Annotated in this window: 15 protein-coding genes; 7 read left to right on the top strand and 8 right to left on the bottom strand. The window is 65.6% G+C overall.

Going from position 1 to position 16,419, the window contains the following annotated elements:
- The first annotated feature begins 41 nt into the window (after positions 1-41).
- The 5 genes from ACE3UG_RS05160 to ACE3UG_RS05180 all read left to right on the top strand — a co-directional run bounded on the left by ACE3UG_RS05160 (position 42) and on the right by ACE3UG_RS05180 (position 5,593).
- Positions 42-962 (top strand): LysR family transcriptional regulator, encoded by a 921-nt coding sequence (locus ACE3UG_RS05160; protein WP_374620557.1) that lies wholly within the window; start codon positions 42-44, stop codon positions 960-962.
- 212 nt (positions 963-1,174) lie between these two features.
- Complete coding sequence (locus ACE3UG_RS05165; protein ID WP_374620559.1) at positions 1,175-2,038, top strand: VOC family protein; 864 nt, start codon at positions 1,175-1,177, stop codon at positions 2,036-2,038.
- 44 nt (positions 2,039-2,082) lie between these two features.
- Positions 2,083-2,850 carry a class II aldolase/adducin family protein gene (locus tag ACE3UG_RS05170; protein WP_374620562.1) on the top strand — a complete coding sequence of 256 codons (768 nt, stop codon included), beginning with the start codon at positions 2,083-2,085 and terminating at the stop codon, positions 2,848-2,850.
- Positions 2,851-2,951: 101 nt separating this feature from the next.
- Positions 2,952-4,292: an MFS transporter gene (locus tag ACE3UG_RS05175; RefSeq protein WP_374620565.1), complete on the top strand. Its 1,341-nt coding sequence runs from the start codon at positions 2,952-2,954 to the stop codon at positions 4,290-4,292.
- Positions 4,293-4,465: 173 nt separating this feature from the next.
- Positions 4,466-5,593 carry a porin gene (locus ACE3UG_RS05180; protein WP_374620997.1) on the top strand — a complete coding sequence of 376 codons (1,128 nt, stop codon included), beginning with the start codon at positions 4,466-4,468 and terminating at the stop codon, positions 5,591-5,593.
- 232 nt (positions 5,594-5,825) lie between these two features.
- On the opposite strand, the gene ACE3UG_RS05185 is transcribed toward ACE3UG_RS05180, so the two are convergent.
- Positions 5,826-6,875, bottom strand: coding sequence for an aldo/keto reductase (locus tag ACE3UG_RS05185; protein WP_374620568.1), 1,050 nt, complete (start codon positions 6,873-6,875; stop codon positions 5,826-5,828).
- Positions 6,876-7,277: 402 nt separating this feature from the next.
- Here ACE3UG_RS05185 and ACE3UG_RS05190 point away from each other — a divergent pair, with 402 nt between their 5' ends.
- A complete protein-coding gene (locus ACE3UG_RS05190; RefSeq protein ID WP_374620571.1) occupies positions 7,278-8,249 on the top strand; it encodes an AraC family transcriptional regulator N-terminal domain-containing protein in 972 nt (323 codons plus the stop codon).
- 75 nt (positions 8,250-8,324) lie between these two features.
- On the opposite strand, the gene ligD is transcribed toward ACE3UG_RS05190, so the two are convergent.
- Positions 8,325-9,212: a non-homologous end-joining DNA ligase gene (ligD, locus tag ACE3UG_RS05195; protein ID WP_374620573.1), complete on the bottom strand. Its 888-nt coding sequence runs from the start codon at positions 9,210-9,212 to the stop codon at positions 8,325-8,327.
- Between the two features lie 201 nt (positions 9,213-9,413).
- Between ligD and ACE3UG_RS05200 the strand changes: the two genes are divergently transcribed.
- On the top strand, positions 9,414-9,665 hold the full coding sequence (locus ACE3UG_RS05200; protein WP_374620576.1) for a hypothetical protein: 252 nt from the start codon (positions 9,414-9,416) through the stop codon (positions 9,663-9,665).
- A gap of 13 nt (positions 9,666-9,678) precedes the next feature.
- Here the strand turns inward: ACE3UG_RS05200 and ACE3UG_RS05205 are convergent, their stop codons facing one another.
- The 6 genes from ACE3UG_RS05205 to gtdA form a co-directional block, all read right to left on the bottom strand.
- Entirely contained in the window at positions 9,679-10,587 is a 909-nt protein-coding gene (locus ACE3UG_RS05205; RefSeq protein ID WP_374621000.1) for a 2-hydroxyacid dehydrogenase, read from the bottom strand.
- Between the two features lie 314 nt (positions 10,588-10,901).
- Complete coding sequence (locus ACE3UG_RS05210; RefSeq protein ID WP_374620579.1) at positions 10,902-12,245, bottom strand: MFS transporter; 1,344 nt, start codon at positions 12,243-12,245, stop codon at positions 10,902-10,904.
- A gap of 221 nt (positions 12,246-12,466) precedes the next feature.
- Positions 12,467-13,684: a 3-hydroxybenzoate 6-monooxygenase gene (locus ACE3UG_RS05215; RefSeq protein ID WP_374620581.1), complete on the bottom strand. Its 1,218-nt coding sequence runs from the start codon at positions 13,682-13,684 to the stop codon at positions 12,467-12,469.
- A gap of 56 nt (positions 13,685-13,740) precedes the next feature.
- Entirely contained in the window at positions 13,741-14,382 is a 642-nt protein-coding gene (gene maiA / locus ACE3UG_RS05220) for a maleylacetoacetate isomerase (protein WP_374620584.1), read from the bottom strand.
- A 9-nt stretch (positions 14,383-14,391) separates the two neighbouring features.
- Entirely contained in the window at positions 14,392-15,090 is a 699-nt protein-coding gene (locus tag ACE3UG_RS05225; protein WP_374620587.1) for a fumarylacetoacetate hydrolase family protein, read from the bottom strand.
- 107 nt (positions 15,091-15,197) lie between these two features.
- Positions 15,198-16,235 carry a gentisate 1,2-dioxygenase gene (gene gtdA / locus ACE3UG_RS05230; protein WP_374620590.1) on the bottom strand — a complete coding sequence of 346 codons (1,038 nt, stop codon included), beginning with the start codon at positions 16,233-16,235 and terminating at the stop codon, positions 15,198-15,200.
- Between the last annotated feature and the right edge of the window lie 184 nt (positions 16,236-16,419).

The raw sequence follows: 16,419 nt of genomic DNA on the forward strand, positions 1-16,419 counted from the left end.
CTTGCGCTCGTAACGCTTCTTGCAGGATGGCTCGGCTGGGGATGAACTTACGCTCGCTCGATTTGAATCTGTTACCCGTGTTTGAGTCGTTGCTGCGCACGCGCAGCACGACGGTCACGGCCGAGGAATTGAACCTCACGCAATCGGCGGTGAGCAACGCGCTCAAACGTCTGCGCCTGGCCTTTGGCGACCCGCTGTTCGTCAAGACGCCGCAGGGCATGTTGCCGACCGACCTCGCGCGCTCGCTGGCGTCTGCGGTCACCGAGGGACTCGGTCTGATCCGCAGTGCCGTGGAAGCACCGCAGGACTTCGTGCCCGCCAATGCACAGCGCACCTTCCGGCTGTACCTGAGCGACATCGGCCAGTTGATTTTCATCCCGAAGCTGATGGCGACACTCGCGGTGGAAGCGCCGGGCGTGCGCATCGTCACGGTCGACACCACGCCGCGCGAGGCCCAGAACGCCATGGCGATGGGCGACATCGATCTCACTCTGGGTCTCTTCACCCGCTTCTCGTCGGGCTTTCATCAGCAACGCCTCTTTCGCGAACACTACGTCGCGCTCGTACGCGACGAGCATCCCACGATTCGCGGACAACTGAGCGCCGACGCATTCCTCAATGCCGCGCACGCGGTGTATCGTCCGACGGCGGGCAATCACGATCTCTTCGAGACGGCCGTCGAGCACTGGTTCGCACAGTCGGGGCGTCAGCGTCATGTCGCGCTGCGCATGGCGCATTCGATGGGCCTGTCGGCGCTCATCGCCGCGAGCGATCTCGTGGTTTGCGTGCCCACCCGGCTCGGACGCGCGCTCAAGGCCGCCGCCGATCTGCGCACTTATGCGTTGCCATTCGACGGCCCCGAGTTCGACATCTCGCAGCTCTGGCACGAACGCTTTCACACCGACGCCGGCCATCGCTGGTTGCGCAGCACCCTCTTTCGTCTGTTCCACGGCGAAGACTGACCCGGGCGTCTCTCGTGCGCGCATGACACGCCGCCGTGCGAGGCGGCGGCATCGTGACGCGCGCATGCTGCACCCCCAATTCACGTCGTAAATACCGCGCATTTACGCAATTTGTTGGCGTCATGCGGCGTCGATCCTTATCGTATCCCTCACGAGATTGCCGTCATCGGGCGCAGGCCCGAGGCAAAAAAAATATCCGCAGGAGACAAGAGGTGATCAATCTGCACGACATTCGTTACGTGCGGCTGGGCACGCGCGACCTTGAAGGTGCCACACGTTACGCGCGCACCATTCTCGGGTTGCAGGAAGTGCGTCGAGAGGCCGGCCATGTTTTTCTTCGCAGCGACAGCCGCGACCACTCGGTGTGCTACTTCGAGGGCGATCCCACCGACCACACGGTTGCGTTCGACATTGCGAGCGACGCACATTTCGATGCTGCCGCCGCGCAGCTCGATGCCATGCGCATTGGGTTTCGCCGGGGCACGCGCGACGAGGCCGACCTGCGCCGAGTGGCCGAGGTACTGACGTTTCTCGACCCCAGCGGCAACCGGATCGAGCTGGTGTTGCGCGCGGCTCAGACGGGCCGGCGCTATCACGGCGAACGCGATGCGGGCATCGACGCCTTCAGTCACGTTGGACTGTGCACGACCGACGCGCGTCGCGACGAAGCGTTCTGGACGAGTGTTTGCAACGCGCGTGTCTCGGATCGCATTGGCGACGCACCGCTGCTGCGCATCGACGAGGTGCATCACAAGATTGCGCTGTTCCCGGCGACGCGCGCGGGTATCCAGCATGTGAACTTCCAGGTGAACGCCATCGACGACCTCATGCGCTCCTGGTATTTCCTTCGCGAGCAGGGGGTGCCGATTCGCTTCGGGCCCGGACGTCACCCAACGTCGCACGCCATGTTCCTGTACTTCGCGGGGCCGGACGGCATGGTCTACGAGTACTCGACGGGGGTGCGCACGATTACACCGCAGGACGAGGCGACCTACGTGCCGCGCCAGTTTCCGTTCGATCCGACCGGGTTCTGCATGTGGGGCGCGACGCCCGAGATTCCCGAATTTTCGGCCTGACGCATCGCGTCGATCTTGCTTGTGGCGATATCGCCAGGTTTCTCATGACACCCCATGGATTCGATCCCGCATACCTCGCCGAGCGCAACCGCGCGGTGCGTGTGGCGGCCCGCACGCTGGCCCGCGCAGGGCTGGTCCACGCTTACGGGCATTGCAGTGTGCGTCTCGACGCCGATCGCTTCCTCGTGTGTGCGGCGCGCCCGATGGGCCTCATCGGCGTGGGCGAAGCGGGCACGGTGGTGCCCGTCGACGGCGCGCTGCCCGAGGGTGTGCTTGGCGAGGTTCGTCTGCATCAGACGATCTATCGCCGCCGTCCGGAGATCGGGGCCGTGGCGCGCACGATGCCGCCCAAGACCTTGTCGCTCTCGACCCTGCGTCGCACGCCGCGCGCGTTGCACGGTCCGGGGACTTACTTCGCCCCTGGCGTACCGCTCTGGGACGACCCGCAACTGATTCGCGCCGACGCGCAGGCCGACGCGGTCATCGCCACGATGGGCTCGAACGCCGCCGTGGTCATGCGCGGCAACGGCGCCGTGGTCGCGGCCGACACGCTCGAAGCGACGGTGGCGCTCACGTGGTACCTCGAAGACGCGGCGCGCGTCGACCTTGACGTACTCGCGCTTGAAGCCACGCACCCCGCTGCGGTACTCGCGCTCGACGAATGCCTCGCTCGTGCTACACGCTCGGGCCGAATCATCGAACGCATGTGGGAATACCTCTCGGCGGGCGATCCGGAGCTGCACGACGTAGCTGTGTCGCACGCTGCGCGATCGTGTGCCGGGTCACCCGATTCGACATGCACAACGTTGTGACGTAATCGCCCCCAACCGGCTGCGTGGCTCTTACAGAGCGTCGTCGACAGACGCCACGGCCCGCCGCCCAGTCTGCGGTCACTACCGCACAGGAGACAGACATGGAAATATCCGCTTTGATGGACCGCAGAGGCATCACGCCATTTCAATGGCGCGTGATTGCACTGTGCTTTCTGATCGTCACCTTGGACGGCTTCGACACGGCCGCCATCGGCTATCTCGCCCCGGCCATCCGGAGTGAGTGGGCCATGGCGACGACGAGCCTTGGCACGGTCTTCGGTGCAGGGCTGGGCGGTCTGATGCTCGGCTGCTTTATCTTCGGCCCGCTGGCCGACCGCATCGGCCGCAAGCGCGTGCTGATTCTGTCGGTCATCCTGTTCTCGCTCGGCAGCATGGCGTCGGCGTACGTTCATAGCCCGACCGAGCTTGCCGTCATGCGCTTCCTCACGGGCATCGGCCTGGGCGGCGCCATGCCCAACGCCATCACCCTCAGCTCGGAATACTGCGCACAACGCATGCGCTCGCTGCTCGTCACGGCCACGTTCTGCGGCTTCACGCTGGGCTTTGCCATCGGCGGCGAGATCGTCGCTCAGACACTCCCGCACATCGGCTGGCGCGGGGTGCTCATCGCCGGCGGTGTGGTGCCGCTTGCGATCGTGCCGGTGCTTGTCCGCTGGTTGCCCGAGTCGATGCGCTACCTTGCGGCGCGCGGCGATCGCGCCGAGCAGGTGCTCGCGATCGCAAGGTGCATCGACCCGCAGGTCACGCGCATCGATCCGGAGGTCGCGCCTGCCGGGGCGCCCAATTCGGCCGTGGGTGGATTGTTCGCGCGCCAATACGTCGTGGGCACGATGCTGCTTTGGGCGACGTACTTCTGCACGCTGTGCGCGTTCTATCTGCTCACGAGCTGGCTACCGCTGATCGTCAAGGACTCGGGATACACGCTGTCGGAGGCCGCTCGCATCGGTGCGATGCTGCCGCTTGGCGGCACGGTCGGCGCAGTGCTGATCGGCTTCGCGATGGATCGCACCAGCCCGTATCGGGTGCTGGCCGCCTCGTATGTCATGGCCGGCATCGCGCTATGCGTGCTCGGCTCGGTGACCCATCAGACCGGATGGTTGATGGCGGTGGTGTTTCTCGCGGGCTTCGGCGTGGCGGGGTCGCAGACGGGGGCCAACGCGCTGACGGCCGCGTACTACCCGACGGCCTCGCGTGCGACCGGAGTGGCCTGGGCGCTCGGCGTGGGGCGTCTCGGCTCGATTCTCGGTTCGGGCCTCGGCGGCGTGCTGATCGCCACGGCGTCGAGCACGGCGCAGGCGTTCCAGATCGTCGCCATCCCCGCGTTCGTGGCGGCGGCGCTCATGCTCGTGATGCGTCGCCGTGCGAGCCGCACAGGCGCGCTCGCGGCGGGGGCCGGTAAGCCCGCAGCCCGCGCAGTCTGATGCGTGTGCCGGGCGGACGCCCGGCAGCGCCCACTCGCGTAGTACCCGCCGCGTGCGCGTCTTCCGACGCCCGCGCGGCATTGCGGGCATCTGCCCGTATTCATCCGCAACCGGCCGGCACAGGCCGGATCGTTACACGCTTGAATGGAGACATCACCGTGACCCACAAGGGACTGCCTGCGCTCGCGCTGGCTGCCAGCCTCGCGTTGGCCTACACATCCGCGTCGGCCCAGAGCGTAACGCTCTACGGCATTCTCGACACCGGTATCGAATACCTCTCGCACGCCGGTGCCAACAACAGCGCGCTCATGCGCATGCCGGCCAACACTGGCTCGCTGCCGTCGCGCTGGGGCCTGCGTGGCGACGAGGATCTTGGTGGCGGCCTGCATGCCGTGTTCGCGCTCGAGAGCGGCTTCAACGTTCGCGCGGGCGACCTCAATCAGGGCGGGCGGCTGTTGGGTCGTCAGGCATGGGTGGGGCTGTCGAATCGGTACGGCACGCTGTCGTTCGGGCGTCAGTACTCGATGACGTTCTGGGTCATGAGCGACGCCGACATTCTCGGCCCGGACCTCTACGGCAGCGGATCGCTCGACAGCTACATCCCGAACGCGCGCAGCGACAACACCATCGCCTACAAGGGCGTGTTTCAAGGGTTGACGGTGGGCGCGACCTACTCGTTCGGCCGCGACAACGGTGGCACCGGCAACTCGCCGGGGCAGGGCACATGCGCCGGGCAGACGGCGGGACAGATGACGTCTTGCCGCCAGATCTCGGCGATGCTCAAGTACGACACGGCATGGTTCGGTGTGGCCGGGGCGTGGGACGAGCAGCGCGGCGGCCCCGGTGCCGCCGCAAACTTCTTCAACGGCGTGGCGAGCGTTGCGCTCACGAGCGCGTCCGACAAGGACACCCGCTGGCAGTTGAACGGCTATGTGAAAGGGAGCAAGTGGAAGGCGGGGGCGGGCTGGCTTGGACGCCGCGTGCAAACGGCGTCCGCTGCGGTGACCGACGTGAATGCCGATATGTTCTATGTCGGCGCGATGTACCAGTTCACACCGGCCTTCGCGGTGGACGGCGAAGTATTCCGCATGTTGAACGCGCGCCAGAACACGCGGGCGACGATGGCGACGCTGCGCGGGACGTACTTCCTCTCGAAGCGCACGGCCGTCTACACACAAGTGGCGTGGCTGGGGAACAGTGCGCACGCGGCGTATTCGGTGAGCTCGGGCGGGGCGGGCGGTGCGCCTGGGACGGGCGCGAGTCAGCTCGGTGTGAACGTCGGCATGCGCCACACGTTCTGATGACGACGCATCGCGCGCGTTGCCAACGGGCAGTGGGTTGCCGCGATGAAACGACGGCGCACCGCTTTCACGGTGCGCCGCGCCTCGATGACGGCGCATTAGCGCCGGTTAGTGTAGTGCGGTTGGCGCGGCCCTTGCGCTAGGTGCGGTTAGGTTGCTGAATGCGAATTGGCCGTTGGGCAGTTTGGCCGTTTGGCGCAGACCGAAGCCAATTCACGTAACTCACCACGTCTCAGAGCAGACCGGCTTCGGCGAGTTGTGCGCGGCGCGGGTCGCCTTGGCGCGAGAGCATCCAGCCCGGATACTCGCTCGGCAGTGCGCTGGCCGCGTCGAGGGCGGACAGTTCGCGCGCGCTGAGCGTGACACGCGTCGCCGCGATGTTGTCGTCGAGCTGATCGGCGCGCTTGGCGCCGATGATGACCGTCGAGACAACCGGCTGAGCGAGCAACCAGGCGAGCGCGATCTGCGCGACCGACACACCCTTCTCGGCGGCAATGCCGCGCATGACATCGATGGCGTCGTAGGCCCGTTCCACGTTGACCGGGGGGAAGTCGAAGCTTTGGCGGCGGCTGCCGGCTTCGGTCTGGCCGTCACGCGTGTACTTGCCCGAGAGCAAGCCACCGGCAAGCGGGCTCCATACCATCAAGCCGACGTTCTCGCTGCGCAGCATCGGGACGATCTCGCGCTCCAGATCGCGGCCGGCGACGGTGTAGTACGCCTGCAGCGACGCGAAGCTCGCGAGATTGCGCCGCGCCGAGATGCCCAACGCCTTGGCGATCTGCCACGCGGCCCAGTTCGAGACGCCGATGTAGCGAACGTGCCCTTGACGCACCAGGTCGTCGAGTGCGCCGAGCGTTTCTTCGATGGGCGTGACCGGATCGAAGCCGTGCACCTGATACAGATCGATGTGATCGAGTTGCAGGCGTTTGAGGCTGGCTTTGATGCCGTCCATGATGTGATAGCGCGACAGGCCGCGCGAGTTAGCGCCTTGTGCGCCCGTCGCGCCAAAGACCTTGGTGGCGACCACGACGTTATCGCGCGGCACCTTGAGATTGCGCAGCGCCTGCCCGGTGAGGACTTCCGACTGACCTTCCGAATAGACGTCGGCGGTGTCGATGAAGTTGATACCTGCGTCGAGCGCACGGCCCACGAGTGTGTCGACATCGTTCTGCTGCAAATGGCCGATCTTGCTCCACAGTTCGCCCTGTCCGCCGAAGGTCATGGTGCCCAGACACAGTTCCGAGACGAAGAGGCCGGTGTTGCCGAGTTTCCTTTGTCGCATTGCATCGCTCCGTTGAAATTGCCGCCCGTCGCAGATGGCCGTCGGAACTCGGACGGCTTGCACGGGATGGGATGCATTATGCGTCGCGGGGCATCAGGCAAGCAGTACCTGTTCCTGCACATTTCCTGCCTGATTCTGCAAGGGGCTGCTTTCATGCATCGCCATGGGGCATGGCGCGGCCGAAAAGCATTGCCGAATATGGCGGGAAGTCGACGTGCGTCCGCGCCGCGACGAGGCGATCGGCCAGTGCGGATGTCCGGAATTTGCCGAATTCTCCGAAATTTTTGCCCGATCGTGGGTATTCGGAGGCAGAGGATCAGGCAAGTTCCTGCGGCAGGCGTATGCTGTGCCTCATTGCGGCCGTCGCGTCGGTGACGGTCGATTCGGAATGAGGACATCGTCATGCATCTGGTCAAGATCGCGCCTCGCGGGGCGGCGCAGCGCGAGTTCGCGGACGATCCGTCGCACACCGCCCGCAACGAACTGGTGCGACTGCTCGATCGAGCCACGCACGGCCTGGAGGGCACGGCGCCGACGGCCGTGGACGGTCTGTTCGTGCATCGTATCTCGCACCCGGGCGGGCCGAAGCCAGCGTTGCAGCAGCCGGCGTTCGCGGTAATCGCGCAAGGCGAGAAGCGCTTGCAGATCGGCGAGGCGCAATACGCCTACGATCCGATGCATTACATGGTCTCGTCGGTGCATTTGCCGGTGGTGGCGCAGGTGTCGGGGGCGAGCGAGCCATCACCCTATCTCGGGTTGCGGCTCAATCTGGTGGCAGAGGACGTGACGTCGCTCATTGGCGACGAGCATCTGCCACCCCCGGCACCTGCGGCGAGCGGTCGGGGCATGTACGTTCATCGGCTGGACGCGGCGCTGCTCGACGCCGTATTGCGCCTGCTTCGCCTGCTGGAAGCGCCGCGAGACATTCCGATCCTGGCGCCGATGATCAAGCGCGAGATTGTCTATCGATTGCTCATGAACGGGCAGGGCGTGCTGTTACGGCAGATGGCGTTGCAGGATAGTCAGATGAATCGCATCGCGCGCGCCGTGCGCTGGTTACGCGAGCACTATGCGCAGCCGTTGCGGGTAGAAACGTTGGCGCAGGAAGTGCATATGAGCGTTTCGTCGCTGCATCACCATTTCAAGCTGGTGACGGCGATGAGTCCGGTGCAGTACCAAAAGCAGTTGCGCCTGCAGGAAGCGCGCCGGCTGATCTTTGCGGCGGATATCGCCGTGGCGGCGGCAGCGCAAGCCGTGGGATACGAGAGTGCTTCGCAATTCAGCCGCGAATACGCGCGCGTATTCGGCGAGGCGCCGCTGCGCGATAAACGCCGCTGGTTGCAGGATGGCGAGGCAGGCGGCACGCGAGGCTAATTGTCGCGACGCCGGGGGGCTGGGGCGCTGGAGCGCGTCACGCCGACGATCGGCGCGTGTCGACCCGCTGCGGACTCAATCCCCCAGCCGATCCAACACCCCTTTTGTCACGCGCTGCAACTCGGCCTTGTCGTAGCCGGCCCACGGGTCCTGCTTCAGTGCACGCAGCCGTTCGACGGCATTGCGCACGTTCCACGCATCCGCGCCGGGTAAATCGGGCAACTCTTCCCAGTGCACCGGCATCGAGACGGCCATCCCTTCGCGGGCGCGGGCCGAGTATGCGCACACCGTTGTCGCGCCACGGTAATTGCGCAGATAGTCGATGAAGCACTTCCCGACACGGTGCGTCGGTCCCATGGTCGCGGTAAAGCGATCGGGGAACACGCGCGCCATGTGGCTGGCGACGGCTTGCGCGAAGCCTTTGGCGACGTCCCACGCATGCCGGCGTGCCAGCGGCGTCACCACATGCAGTCCCTTGCCGCCGCTCGTCTTCACGAATGTCGTCAGGCCAAGCTCGTCAAGCAATCCGCGAATCAGTTGCGCGTCTTCCACGATGCGCGCGAACGGCACGTCGTCGCCGGGGTCCAGATCGAAGATCACCCGGTCAGGACGCTCGATCCGATCACTGCGCGCATTCCACGTGTGGAATTCCACCGTCCCCATCTGTACCGCGCCGACGAGACCGCGAACGTGATCGATCTGCATGAGCGGCGCGTGGTCCGGATCCAGCGATGGGTCGAGCGCGCGTACGCCCTGTATCGTCTTCGCCGCATGCTTCTGAAAGAACATTTCGCCACCAATACCTTCGGGGGCACGCAACACCGCCACCGGCCGATCGGCCAGATGCGGCAGCATCCACGGGCTGACGGCGTCGTAATACGCCGCGAGTTCGGCTTTCGTGACGCCGGAATGTATGTCCATGACGCGCTCGCCGTGCGTGATCTTCACGGGCAAGGCGGACATTCCCGGACTCGGTTGGGCGGTGCGCGGCATGGATGGCGTCTCGCTGTGTGGGTTGACGATGGCGGCCCCGGTGCGATGGACATTCGCGTGGAATGCCCTTCACCGATTCTCTCGCAGGGATTGTCGCATTGCACGCGACGCACCGGACCGCCATCCAACGACTGGCGTAGAATCGGTGGCGTTGCCTACAGGAGGCCCACCATGCTGTCGATCCATACCGGTTTCGTCGTTTGTCCCACCTGTAACGCGCGTTTTCCCGTCGCGGCCAGTGAGCCGACCGTGCAGGCGCTCCACGACTATCTCCATTCGGATGCCGAAGTGAAGTGCCCGACCTGCGAGACCGTCTTCACCACGGCCAGCGCTAAGAGCAGCATCGAGTTTGAGCCGGTCAACGACGGCGTCACCCTTTCATCGTCGCCGGAGCGCAGCATCGACGGGTTGGACAATCACTGAGGCGTCTCGCCACTCACAGCGGTGTCAACAGCGGCTCGCCCGACTGATAACGACGGGCGTTTTCGAGAAACAGGGCGAGCGTGGCGGCTTCGGCCTCGGGCGAGCGGCCCGCCACATGGGGACTCAACACCACGTTCTGCAAGTCGATGAGCGCGGCAGGCGGTGACGGCTCGCCTTCGTAGACGTCCAGCCCGGCACCGGCGATGGTGCCATTGCGCAAGGCGTCGGCAAGGGCGGCGGTGTCGACGATGCTGCCGCGTCCCAGGTTGACGAGAAAGCCGTGTTTGCCGAGCGCGCGCAGCACCTGCGCGTTCACCAGATGATGGGACGCCGCGCCACCCGGGGCCGTCACGACGAGATAGTCGGCCCATTCGGCCAGCGCCAGCACGCTGTCGAAATATTCGTAGTGCGCCGGCACATCGTCGCGGCGGTGGCGGTTCCGGTAGCCGATCTGCATGTCGAAGCCTTCGCCGCGTTTGGCGAATTGACGGCCGACGGCCCCCAACCCAACGATGCCCAATTTCTTGCCCGACACGCCCGGTTGCATCGGCAGCGCATCGCGCCATATGCCGTTGCGGCACGCGGCGTCGTATTCCGGAATGCGACGCACGGCGGCGAGCAGCAGCGCGAAACCCTGATCGGCCACGGTCGGTGCATTCGCGCCGGCGCCGTTTACGGCCACGATATTGCGCGCGCGCATCGCGGCAATCTCCAGATTCTCGTACCCGGCACCCAAAGCACTGACCAATTCCACGTTCGGAAGGTGGGCCAATTCGACGGCGCTCAGACCGCGTGCGCCGTTGGTCAGCACGAAGCGCGCGCGAGCGCCCTCGGCGCCCCAACCGTCCGGCACGGGGTGATGACTCGGGCGGTAGATCACATCGAAGCGGGCTTGCAGTTCGAGCAACTGCTTGGGATGCATCGGAATAACGACCAGCAGGGGGGGCAACGACACCGTCAGTCTCCGCAGGGGAAGTGGATTTCGAAAGGGGGCTTCGCGGCGCAGCGTCGCAATGACGCGGGTGCCGAACGCACACCTCGAACGCGCCGCCAGTCGACACTTTATTCCTATCCGCATCGATTTGCGCGGTGCAACCCGCTCCGGTGCACCTGCCAGCGTTATCCCTTTGCCCGACAGGCCTGCGGGCGTCATCGCGCACTGCGAACGACGCCCGCGCGAAGCGCTCGGCCTGCGGTATGTCTGGCGAAAGTCTGGCGAAACGTCTGACGAAGCGCCTACGCCGTGGCTTCGAGTGCAACCGTGGCCTGACGGTGGCGCAGACGTCCCAGGGTGAGCATCGTCAGGCCGGCGAGCACGGCTGGCACGCCGATGGCGGCGAAGAGGGCTGGCATCGACCACCCCATGGCGAGCATCGAAGCACCGCCGACCGAACCGACCACCGAGCCCAGACGCCCGACACCGTTGGCCCAACTGACGCCGGTGGCGCGGCAGTCCGTCGGATAGAACCCGGCGGACAACGCGTTCGCGCCGACCTGGCCGCCCGACACGCAGAAGCCGGCCCAGAACACGGCCACCGATGCGAGTACCGGTGAACTGGCGAACGGACCGACGGCCGCCACGCAAATGCCCGCCAGCACGTAAGCGGTGGCGAGCACGTAGTGCGGATTGATGCGGTCCATCAGCGCGCCGAGCACAATGGCGCCCAGCGTGCCGCCGACCTGAAACATGGCGGTGACGATGGCGGCATCGCGCAGCGTCAGGCCGTTGGTGCGAAGCAGTGTCGGCAACCAGCTCGAGAGCAGGTAGATCACGAGCAGACTCATGAAGAAGGTGACCCAGAAGAGCAGGGTGCCGCGCAGCAATTCGGGCTTGAACAGATGCCGCACCGGCGACGTGGCCGACGGCTTCGTTGCGATATCGAACGTCGCGCCGCGCAAGTCTTCTTGCGGCGCAATGCGTTGCAGCGATGCCGCGATCCGCTCGGGCGATTTGCCCGCCATCACGAGGTAGCGCACCGATTCGGGCAGCGCGCGCACCAGAATCGCCCCGAGCACGAGGGGCATGACGCCACCGACGATCAGCACGGCACGCCAACCGAAGGCGTCGATCAAGCCAGCCGACGCAAGACCGCCCAGCGCCGAGCCGAGCGTGAAACCGCAGAACATGGTCGTCACGAGGAACGAACGGCGTGAGTCGGGGCAATACTCCGACGTCAACGTGATCGCGTTGGGCATCGCGCCGCCGAGGCCCAGGCCCGTCAGGAAGCGTAAGGCGATGAGATGCCACACGTCCGTCGACCAGGCCGACGCGAGACTCGCCAACCCGAAGAACATCACGGAGAAGATGAGGATGGTCTTGCGGCCGAATTTGTCCGCGAGCGGCCCGAACAGGAACGCGCCAGCCATCAGGCCCGCCAGCCCCGCGCCGAAAATCGGCGCGAGATGCGCGGGCGTGAGCGACCACTCGGCGCGAATGGCGGGCGCGATGAAGCCGATGGCGGCCGTGTCGAAGCCGTCGATGGCGACGATCAGGAAGCACAGGACGACGATCATCATCTGGAACGGCGAGATGCGATGCCGGTCGATGAATGTCGTCACGTTGATGGGCGTGGCTGGCATAGGTTGTCTCCTCGAAGGTGCCAGAAGCGGCGCGGCAGGGGGCCTGCGTCGCCGGAGTGCATTGCATTGCAGTGCAGTGTTTGTTGTTATGCGTGCTGCAAATCCAACGCTCGCCATACGCGCAGCGATGGTGTGCAGCGCGACGGCGGGTGGCCGTTGCGCTGCGGAACGACCTGACGTCAGGCCGTGGGGCTTGTGATGCCGCGTGGTCTCGTCCGGGCTTATGCGTCGGCCAGCCAGGGGGTTTGCGACAGGCAGTGCTCGGCGCGCCAGCCGTGCAGCCATTGCAGGGCGTCGTAGAACTGCGTCTGGGTGCGCCCCTTCCACAGCGAGTTGCGCACCCAGCGATCCACGCCCTTGGCGTGGTACACCCGGCCCATGTCGCGCGCGCCATAGAGCACACGGGCAGTGCGGGGAATGCGCGCGTGTTCGTAGCGGCGGAAGGCGTCGACGAAATCGCCGTTCGCCGCCGCGTAGGCGGCGCCCAGCGTGACGGCGTCTTCCAGGGCCTGGCACGCCCCCTGTGCGATGTACTGCGTCATCGGGTGCGCGGCGTCGCCCAGGAGCGTGGCACGGCCGAAGCTCCACTGCGCGACCGGATCGCGGTCGGCGGTGGCCCAGCGACGCCACGAGGTCGGACGGTCGAGCATCTGGTGGGGCAGCGCGTCGATGCCCTCGAAGTACGACAGCACTTCGTCCTTGCTGCCGTCACGCACGCCCCAGACTTCTGGCTCCCGGCTGTGGAACGTCACCACGAGGTTGTATTGCTTGCCGCCGCGCAACGGGTAATGCACGAGATGGCAATTCGGCCCTGCCCAGACCACGGGCGCGTTGACCTGCAAGTCCTTGGGCATGTTCTCGACGTCGACCACCGCGCGGTACACCACATGCCCGGTCACGCGCGGCGCGTCGCCGATGAGCACCTCGCGCACGGCCGACTTCACGCCGTCGCAGCCGATCACGGCGTTGGCCGTGTGACGTTCGCCGTGCTGGTCGACGACGCTCACGCCGGTGTCGTCCTGCGTCAGCGTGACGACGCGCGTCGCGGTCCGGAACTGAATCAGCGGGTTGCGCTGAACCGCTTCGAGAATCGAGAGATGGATATCGGCGCGGTGAATCACGGCGTACGGATTGCCGAAGCGCTCGCGATACGGCGCGCCGACATCGACTTCCGCGATGACGCTGCGGTCGACGGCATCGCGCAGGGTGATATGGTCAGTGAAGACCGAGCGGGCGCGGGCGGCTTCACCGACACCGAGTGCGTCGAGCGCCGCGAAAGCATTGGCCGCGAGCTGGATGCCCGCGCCGATCTCGCCGACGGTCTCGGCCTGTTCCAGCAGTTCGATGCGCACCCCCTGATTGGCGAGGGCGAGCGCTGCGGCCAGGCCGCCGATTCCGCCGCCCACAACGAGGGCTTTGGGTTGGGACGTTTGATTCATGGTTGTCTCCTGCGGCTTGTCCAGCCGTTCCGGATGTCCTGATGTCCTGATGTCGATCACGCCGTGTAGTCCGGCTGACGGTCGGGCGCCGCCGCGACGAATGCCGGGTGCGTCGCCGCTTGCGCGTACACCGCCATGGCGCGCGGGTACGCCGACAAGTCGCAGCCCATCCGTTGCGCATTGGCGATTTGCGGAATCAGGCAAACGTCGGCGAGCGTTGGCGCCTCGCCGAAGCACCATGCGCCGTGGCCATGCTTGTCGAGCAAGCGCTCCACGCCCGCCATTCCCTCGGCGACCCAGTGGCGGTACCACGCGTCTTTCTGCGCTGCGCTGAGGCCCAACGGGCCTTGCAGATATTTCAGAATGCGCAGGTTGTTCACCGGATGGATGTCGCAACTGACGAGCATCGCCAGTTCGAGCACGCGCGCGCGGGCTTCGATGTTCTGCGGAACCAGACGCGGTTCGGGATACTTCGCGTCGAGATAATCGAGAATGGCGAGCGACTGGCCCAGCGCGACATCGCCGTCGACGAGCGCAGGCACGGTGGCCGACGCATTGACTTCGTCGACATACGCGTCGGCGCGATGCTCGCCGGCGCGAATGTTGACCGCAATGGTGTCGAACGCCAGCCCCTTGAGCGCGAGCGCGATGCGCACCCGGTACGAGGTCGAGCTGTTGAAGAAGCTATAGAGCTGCATGGCGATGCCTCAGACCACGCGCACCGTGATCTCGCCGAGCCCCTCGACGGCCGTCACCATCGTCTCGCCCGCCTTGACCGGACCGACGCCTTCAGGCGTGCCGGTGTAGATCAGATCGCCCGGTTCGAGGCGGAAGAACTGCGAGAGATACGAGACGGTCTCCGCGACCGACCAGATCAGGTGCGTGATGTCGCTTTTCTGCTTCTGCACGCCGTCGAGCGTCAGTGAAATGGCTGCCTTTTCGATGTGACCGACGCTCGACACCGGATGGATCGGGCCGATGGGCGCCGACGCGTCGAACGCCTTGCCGATTTCCCACGGACGCCCCATCTCGCGCATCTTCATCTGCAGATCGCGGCGCGTCATGTCCAGACCCACGGCGTAGCCCCACACATGATCGAGCGCCTGATCGAGCGCGATATCCGAGCCGGCCTTGCCGATCGCGGCGACCAGCTCGGCCTCGTAGTGATAGTTGGACGTCTGCGCGGGATACTTCAGTTCCAGCGTCTCGCCGTAGGCCACGGGCAGCACGGCATCGGCCGGCTTGCAAAAGAAGAACGGCGGCTCGCGGTCGGGATCGAAGCCCATTTCGCGCGCGTGGGCGGCGTAGTTGCGGCCAACGCAATACACACGACGCACGGCGAACTGATCGTTGCTGCCGACGACGGGAATGGCGACGGTGGCGGGTGGAGCGAAGACGAAGGACATGGTGTTGACTCGACGAATTAAGGAAAAGACGGTGGCAACGCGCGTCGCTCAGGCAGATGCCTCACGCACGAGGCCGATGTGCAAACGTTGGGCCGGGTGTACCTGGCTCAGGTGCGCGATTCGCGCAGCAGGTTCAGGGCGGCGAGCACGGGGCGATCCGAGTAGCTGAACAGCACGGTGTCGTCGAGCGCGGCAAGCTGGACCGGCGCCCATGAGGGCACGACGAAGTGATCGCGAGGCTCGAACTGGAAAACATCGTCGCCAATGCGCACCGTGCCGCGGCCTTCGACCACTGAGAAGACCGTCGCGTCGGTGCTGCGATAGGTCTTGCCCTGGAAGCCGGCAGGCAGGTATTGCATGAAGGTCGCCATCGTCGGCATCGGCCAGCCGCCGGTCGCCGGGTTGACGTAGCGCAGCTTGATGCCGTCCCACGGATCGAGTTCGCCGTTGCGATACAGCGTTTCGAGCGCCTCGCGCGAGCGAGCGTACGGGTAGCAGAAGATGGGGGAAGTCGGGTCGCTGACCTTGTGGTGCACGGGCAGCATGTTGTAGCCATAGCGCGCGAAGCTGTCGCCTTCCGGGCGTTGCACGGGCTGTTGCGATTCGGGGTAGTTCTCGGCAAAGCCCGCGTCGAAGTACTGCACCAGCGGAATGTCGAGACCGTCGAGCCATACGACTGGCTCGCCGTCCACCGGATTGCCGTGGTCGTGCCAGGTCCACGAGGGCGTGATGATGAAGTCGCCCGGATGCATCGTGGTGCGCTCGCCGTTCACGGCCGTCCACGCCCCGCGACCCTCCACGATGAAGCGCAAGGCCGATTGTGTATGGCGATGGCTTGGCGCGATCTCGCCCGGCAGAATCAGTTGCAGCCCCGCGTAGAGCGAGCCGGTGATGCTCGACGAGCCCGGCGTTCCCGGATTCTGCAAGATCAGCACACGGCGCACGGCTTCTTCGGCACTGATGACGCGTCCCGCTTCCATCACCAGCGGGCGCACTTCGTTGTATTTCCAGAGGGCGGGCACAACGCGCGGGCGCGGCTGCGGCGGCACGAGGCTGTGCAGCGACTCCCACAGCGGGGCCATGTGGTTGCGGCCAACGTGTTCGTAATAGGCAGCGCGTTCGGCGCTGGGGGCGCGTTCGGACATGGGTGTCTCCGTGTCGGGGTGGGCCCGGTCTGCTCGTCGAACACATGCAGCCGACGAGGTCTTGCGGGTCTATGGATAGCGTTATACTCGGCGAGACATATTATTTGAAATGAATAAATCATCGGATCCATACGAAAAACCGTATGGCTTGGGTGATTTTGAGGGCACTCCCTGGGTGCCCGGA

It is taken from the genome of Pandoraea sp., assembly GCF_041919235.1.
Lineage (GTDB): Bacteria > Pseudomonadota > Gammaproteobacteria > Burkholderiales > Burkholderiaceae > Pandoraea.

What these genes read in the sequence shown, in the direction of transcription:
- ACE3UG_RS05205 (WP_374621000.1), bottom strand. Translation starts at nt 10,587, where the DNA reads ATGCATCCCAAGCAGTTGCTCGAACTGCAAGCCCGCTTCGATGTGATC.
- ligD (WP_374620573.1), bottom strand. Translation starts at nt 9,212, where the DNA reads ATGTCCGCCTTGCCCGTGAAGATCACGCACGGCGAGCGCGTCATGGAC.
- ACE3UG_RS05200 (WP_374620576.1), top strand. Translation starts at nt 9,414, where the DNA reads ATGCTGTCGATCCATACCGGTTTCGTCGTTTGTCCCACCTGTAACGCG.
- ACE3UG_RS05225 (WP_374620587.1), bottom strand. Translation starts at nt 15,090, where the DNA reads ATGTCCTTCGTCTTCGCTCCACCCGCCACCGTCGCCATTCCCGTCGTC.
- ACE3UG_RS05215 (WP_374620581.1), bottom strand. Translation starts at nt 13,684, where the DNA reads ATGAATCAAACGTCCCAACCCAAAGCCCTCGTTGTGGGCGGCGGAATC.
- ACE3UG_RS05170 (WP_374620562.1), top strand. Translation starts at nt 2,083, where the DNA reads ATGACACCCCATGGATTCGATCCCGCATACCTCGCCGAGCGCAACCGC.
- ACE3UG_RS05185 (WP_374620568.1), bottom strand. Translation starts at nt 6,875, where the DNA reads ATGCGACAAAGGAAACTCGGCAACACCGGCCTCTTCGTCTCGGAACTG.
- ACE3UG_RS05190 (WP_374620571.1), top strand. Translation starts at nt 7,278, where the DNA reads ATGCATCTGGTCAAGATCGCGCCTCGCGGGGCGGCGCAGCGCGAGTTC.
- ACE3UG_RS05160 (WP_374620557.1), top strand. Translation starts at nt 42, where the DNA reads ATGAACTTACGCTCGCTCGATTTGAATCTGTTACCCGTGTTTGAGTCG.
- maiA (WP_374620584.1), bottom strand. Translation starts at nt 14,382, where the DNA reads ATGCAGCTCTATAGCTTCTTCAACAGCTCGACCTCGTACCGGGTGCGC.
- gtdA (WP_374620590.1), bottom strand. Translation starts at nt 16,235, where the DNA reads ATGTCCGAACGCGCCCCCAGCGCCGAACGCGCTGCCTATTACGAACAC.
- ACE3UG_RS05210 (WP_374620579.1), bottom strand. Translation starts at nt 12,245, where the DNA reads ATGCCAGCCACGCCCATCAACGTGACGACATTCATCGACCGGCATCGC.
- ACE3UG_RS05175 (WP_374620565.1), top strand. Translation starts at nt 2,952, where the DNA reads ATGGAAATATCCGCTTTGATGGACCGCAGAGGCATCACGCCATTTCAA.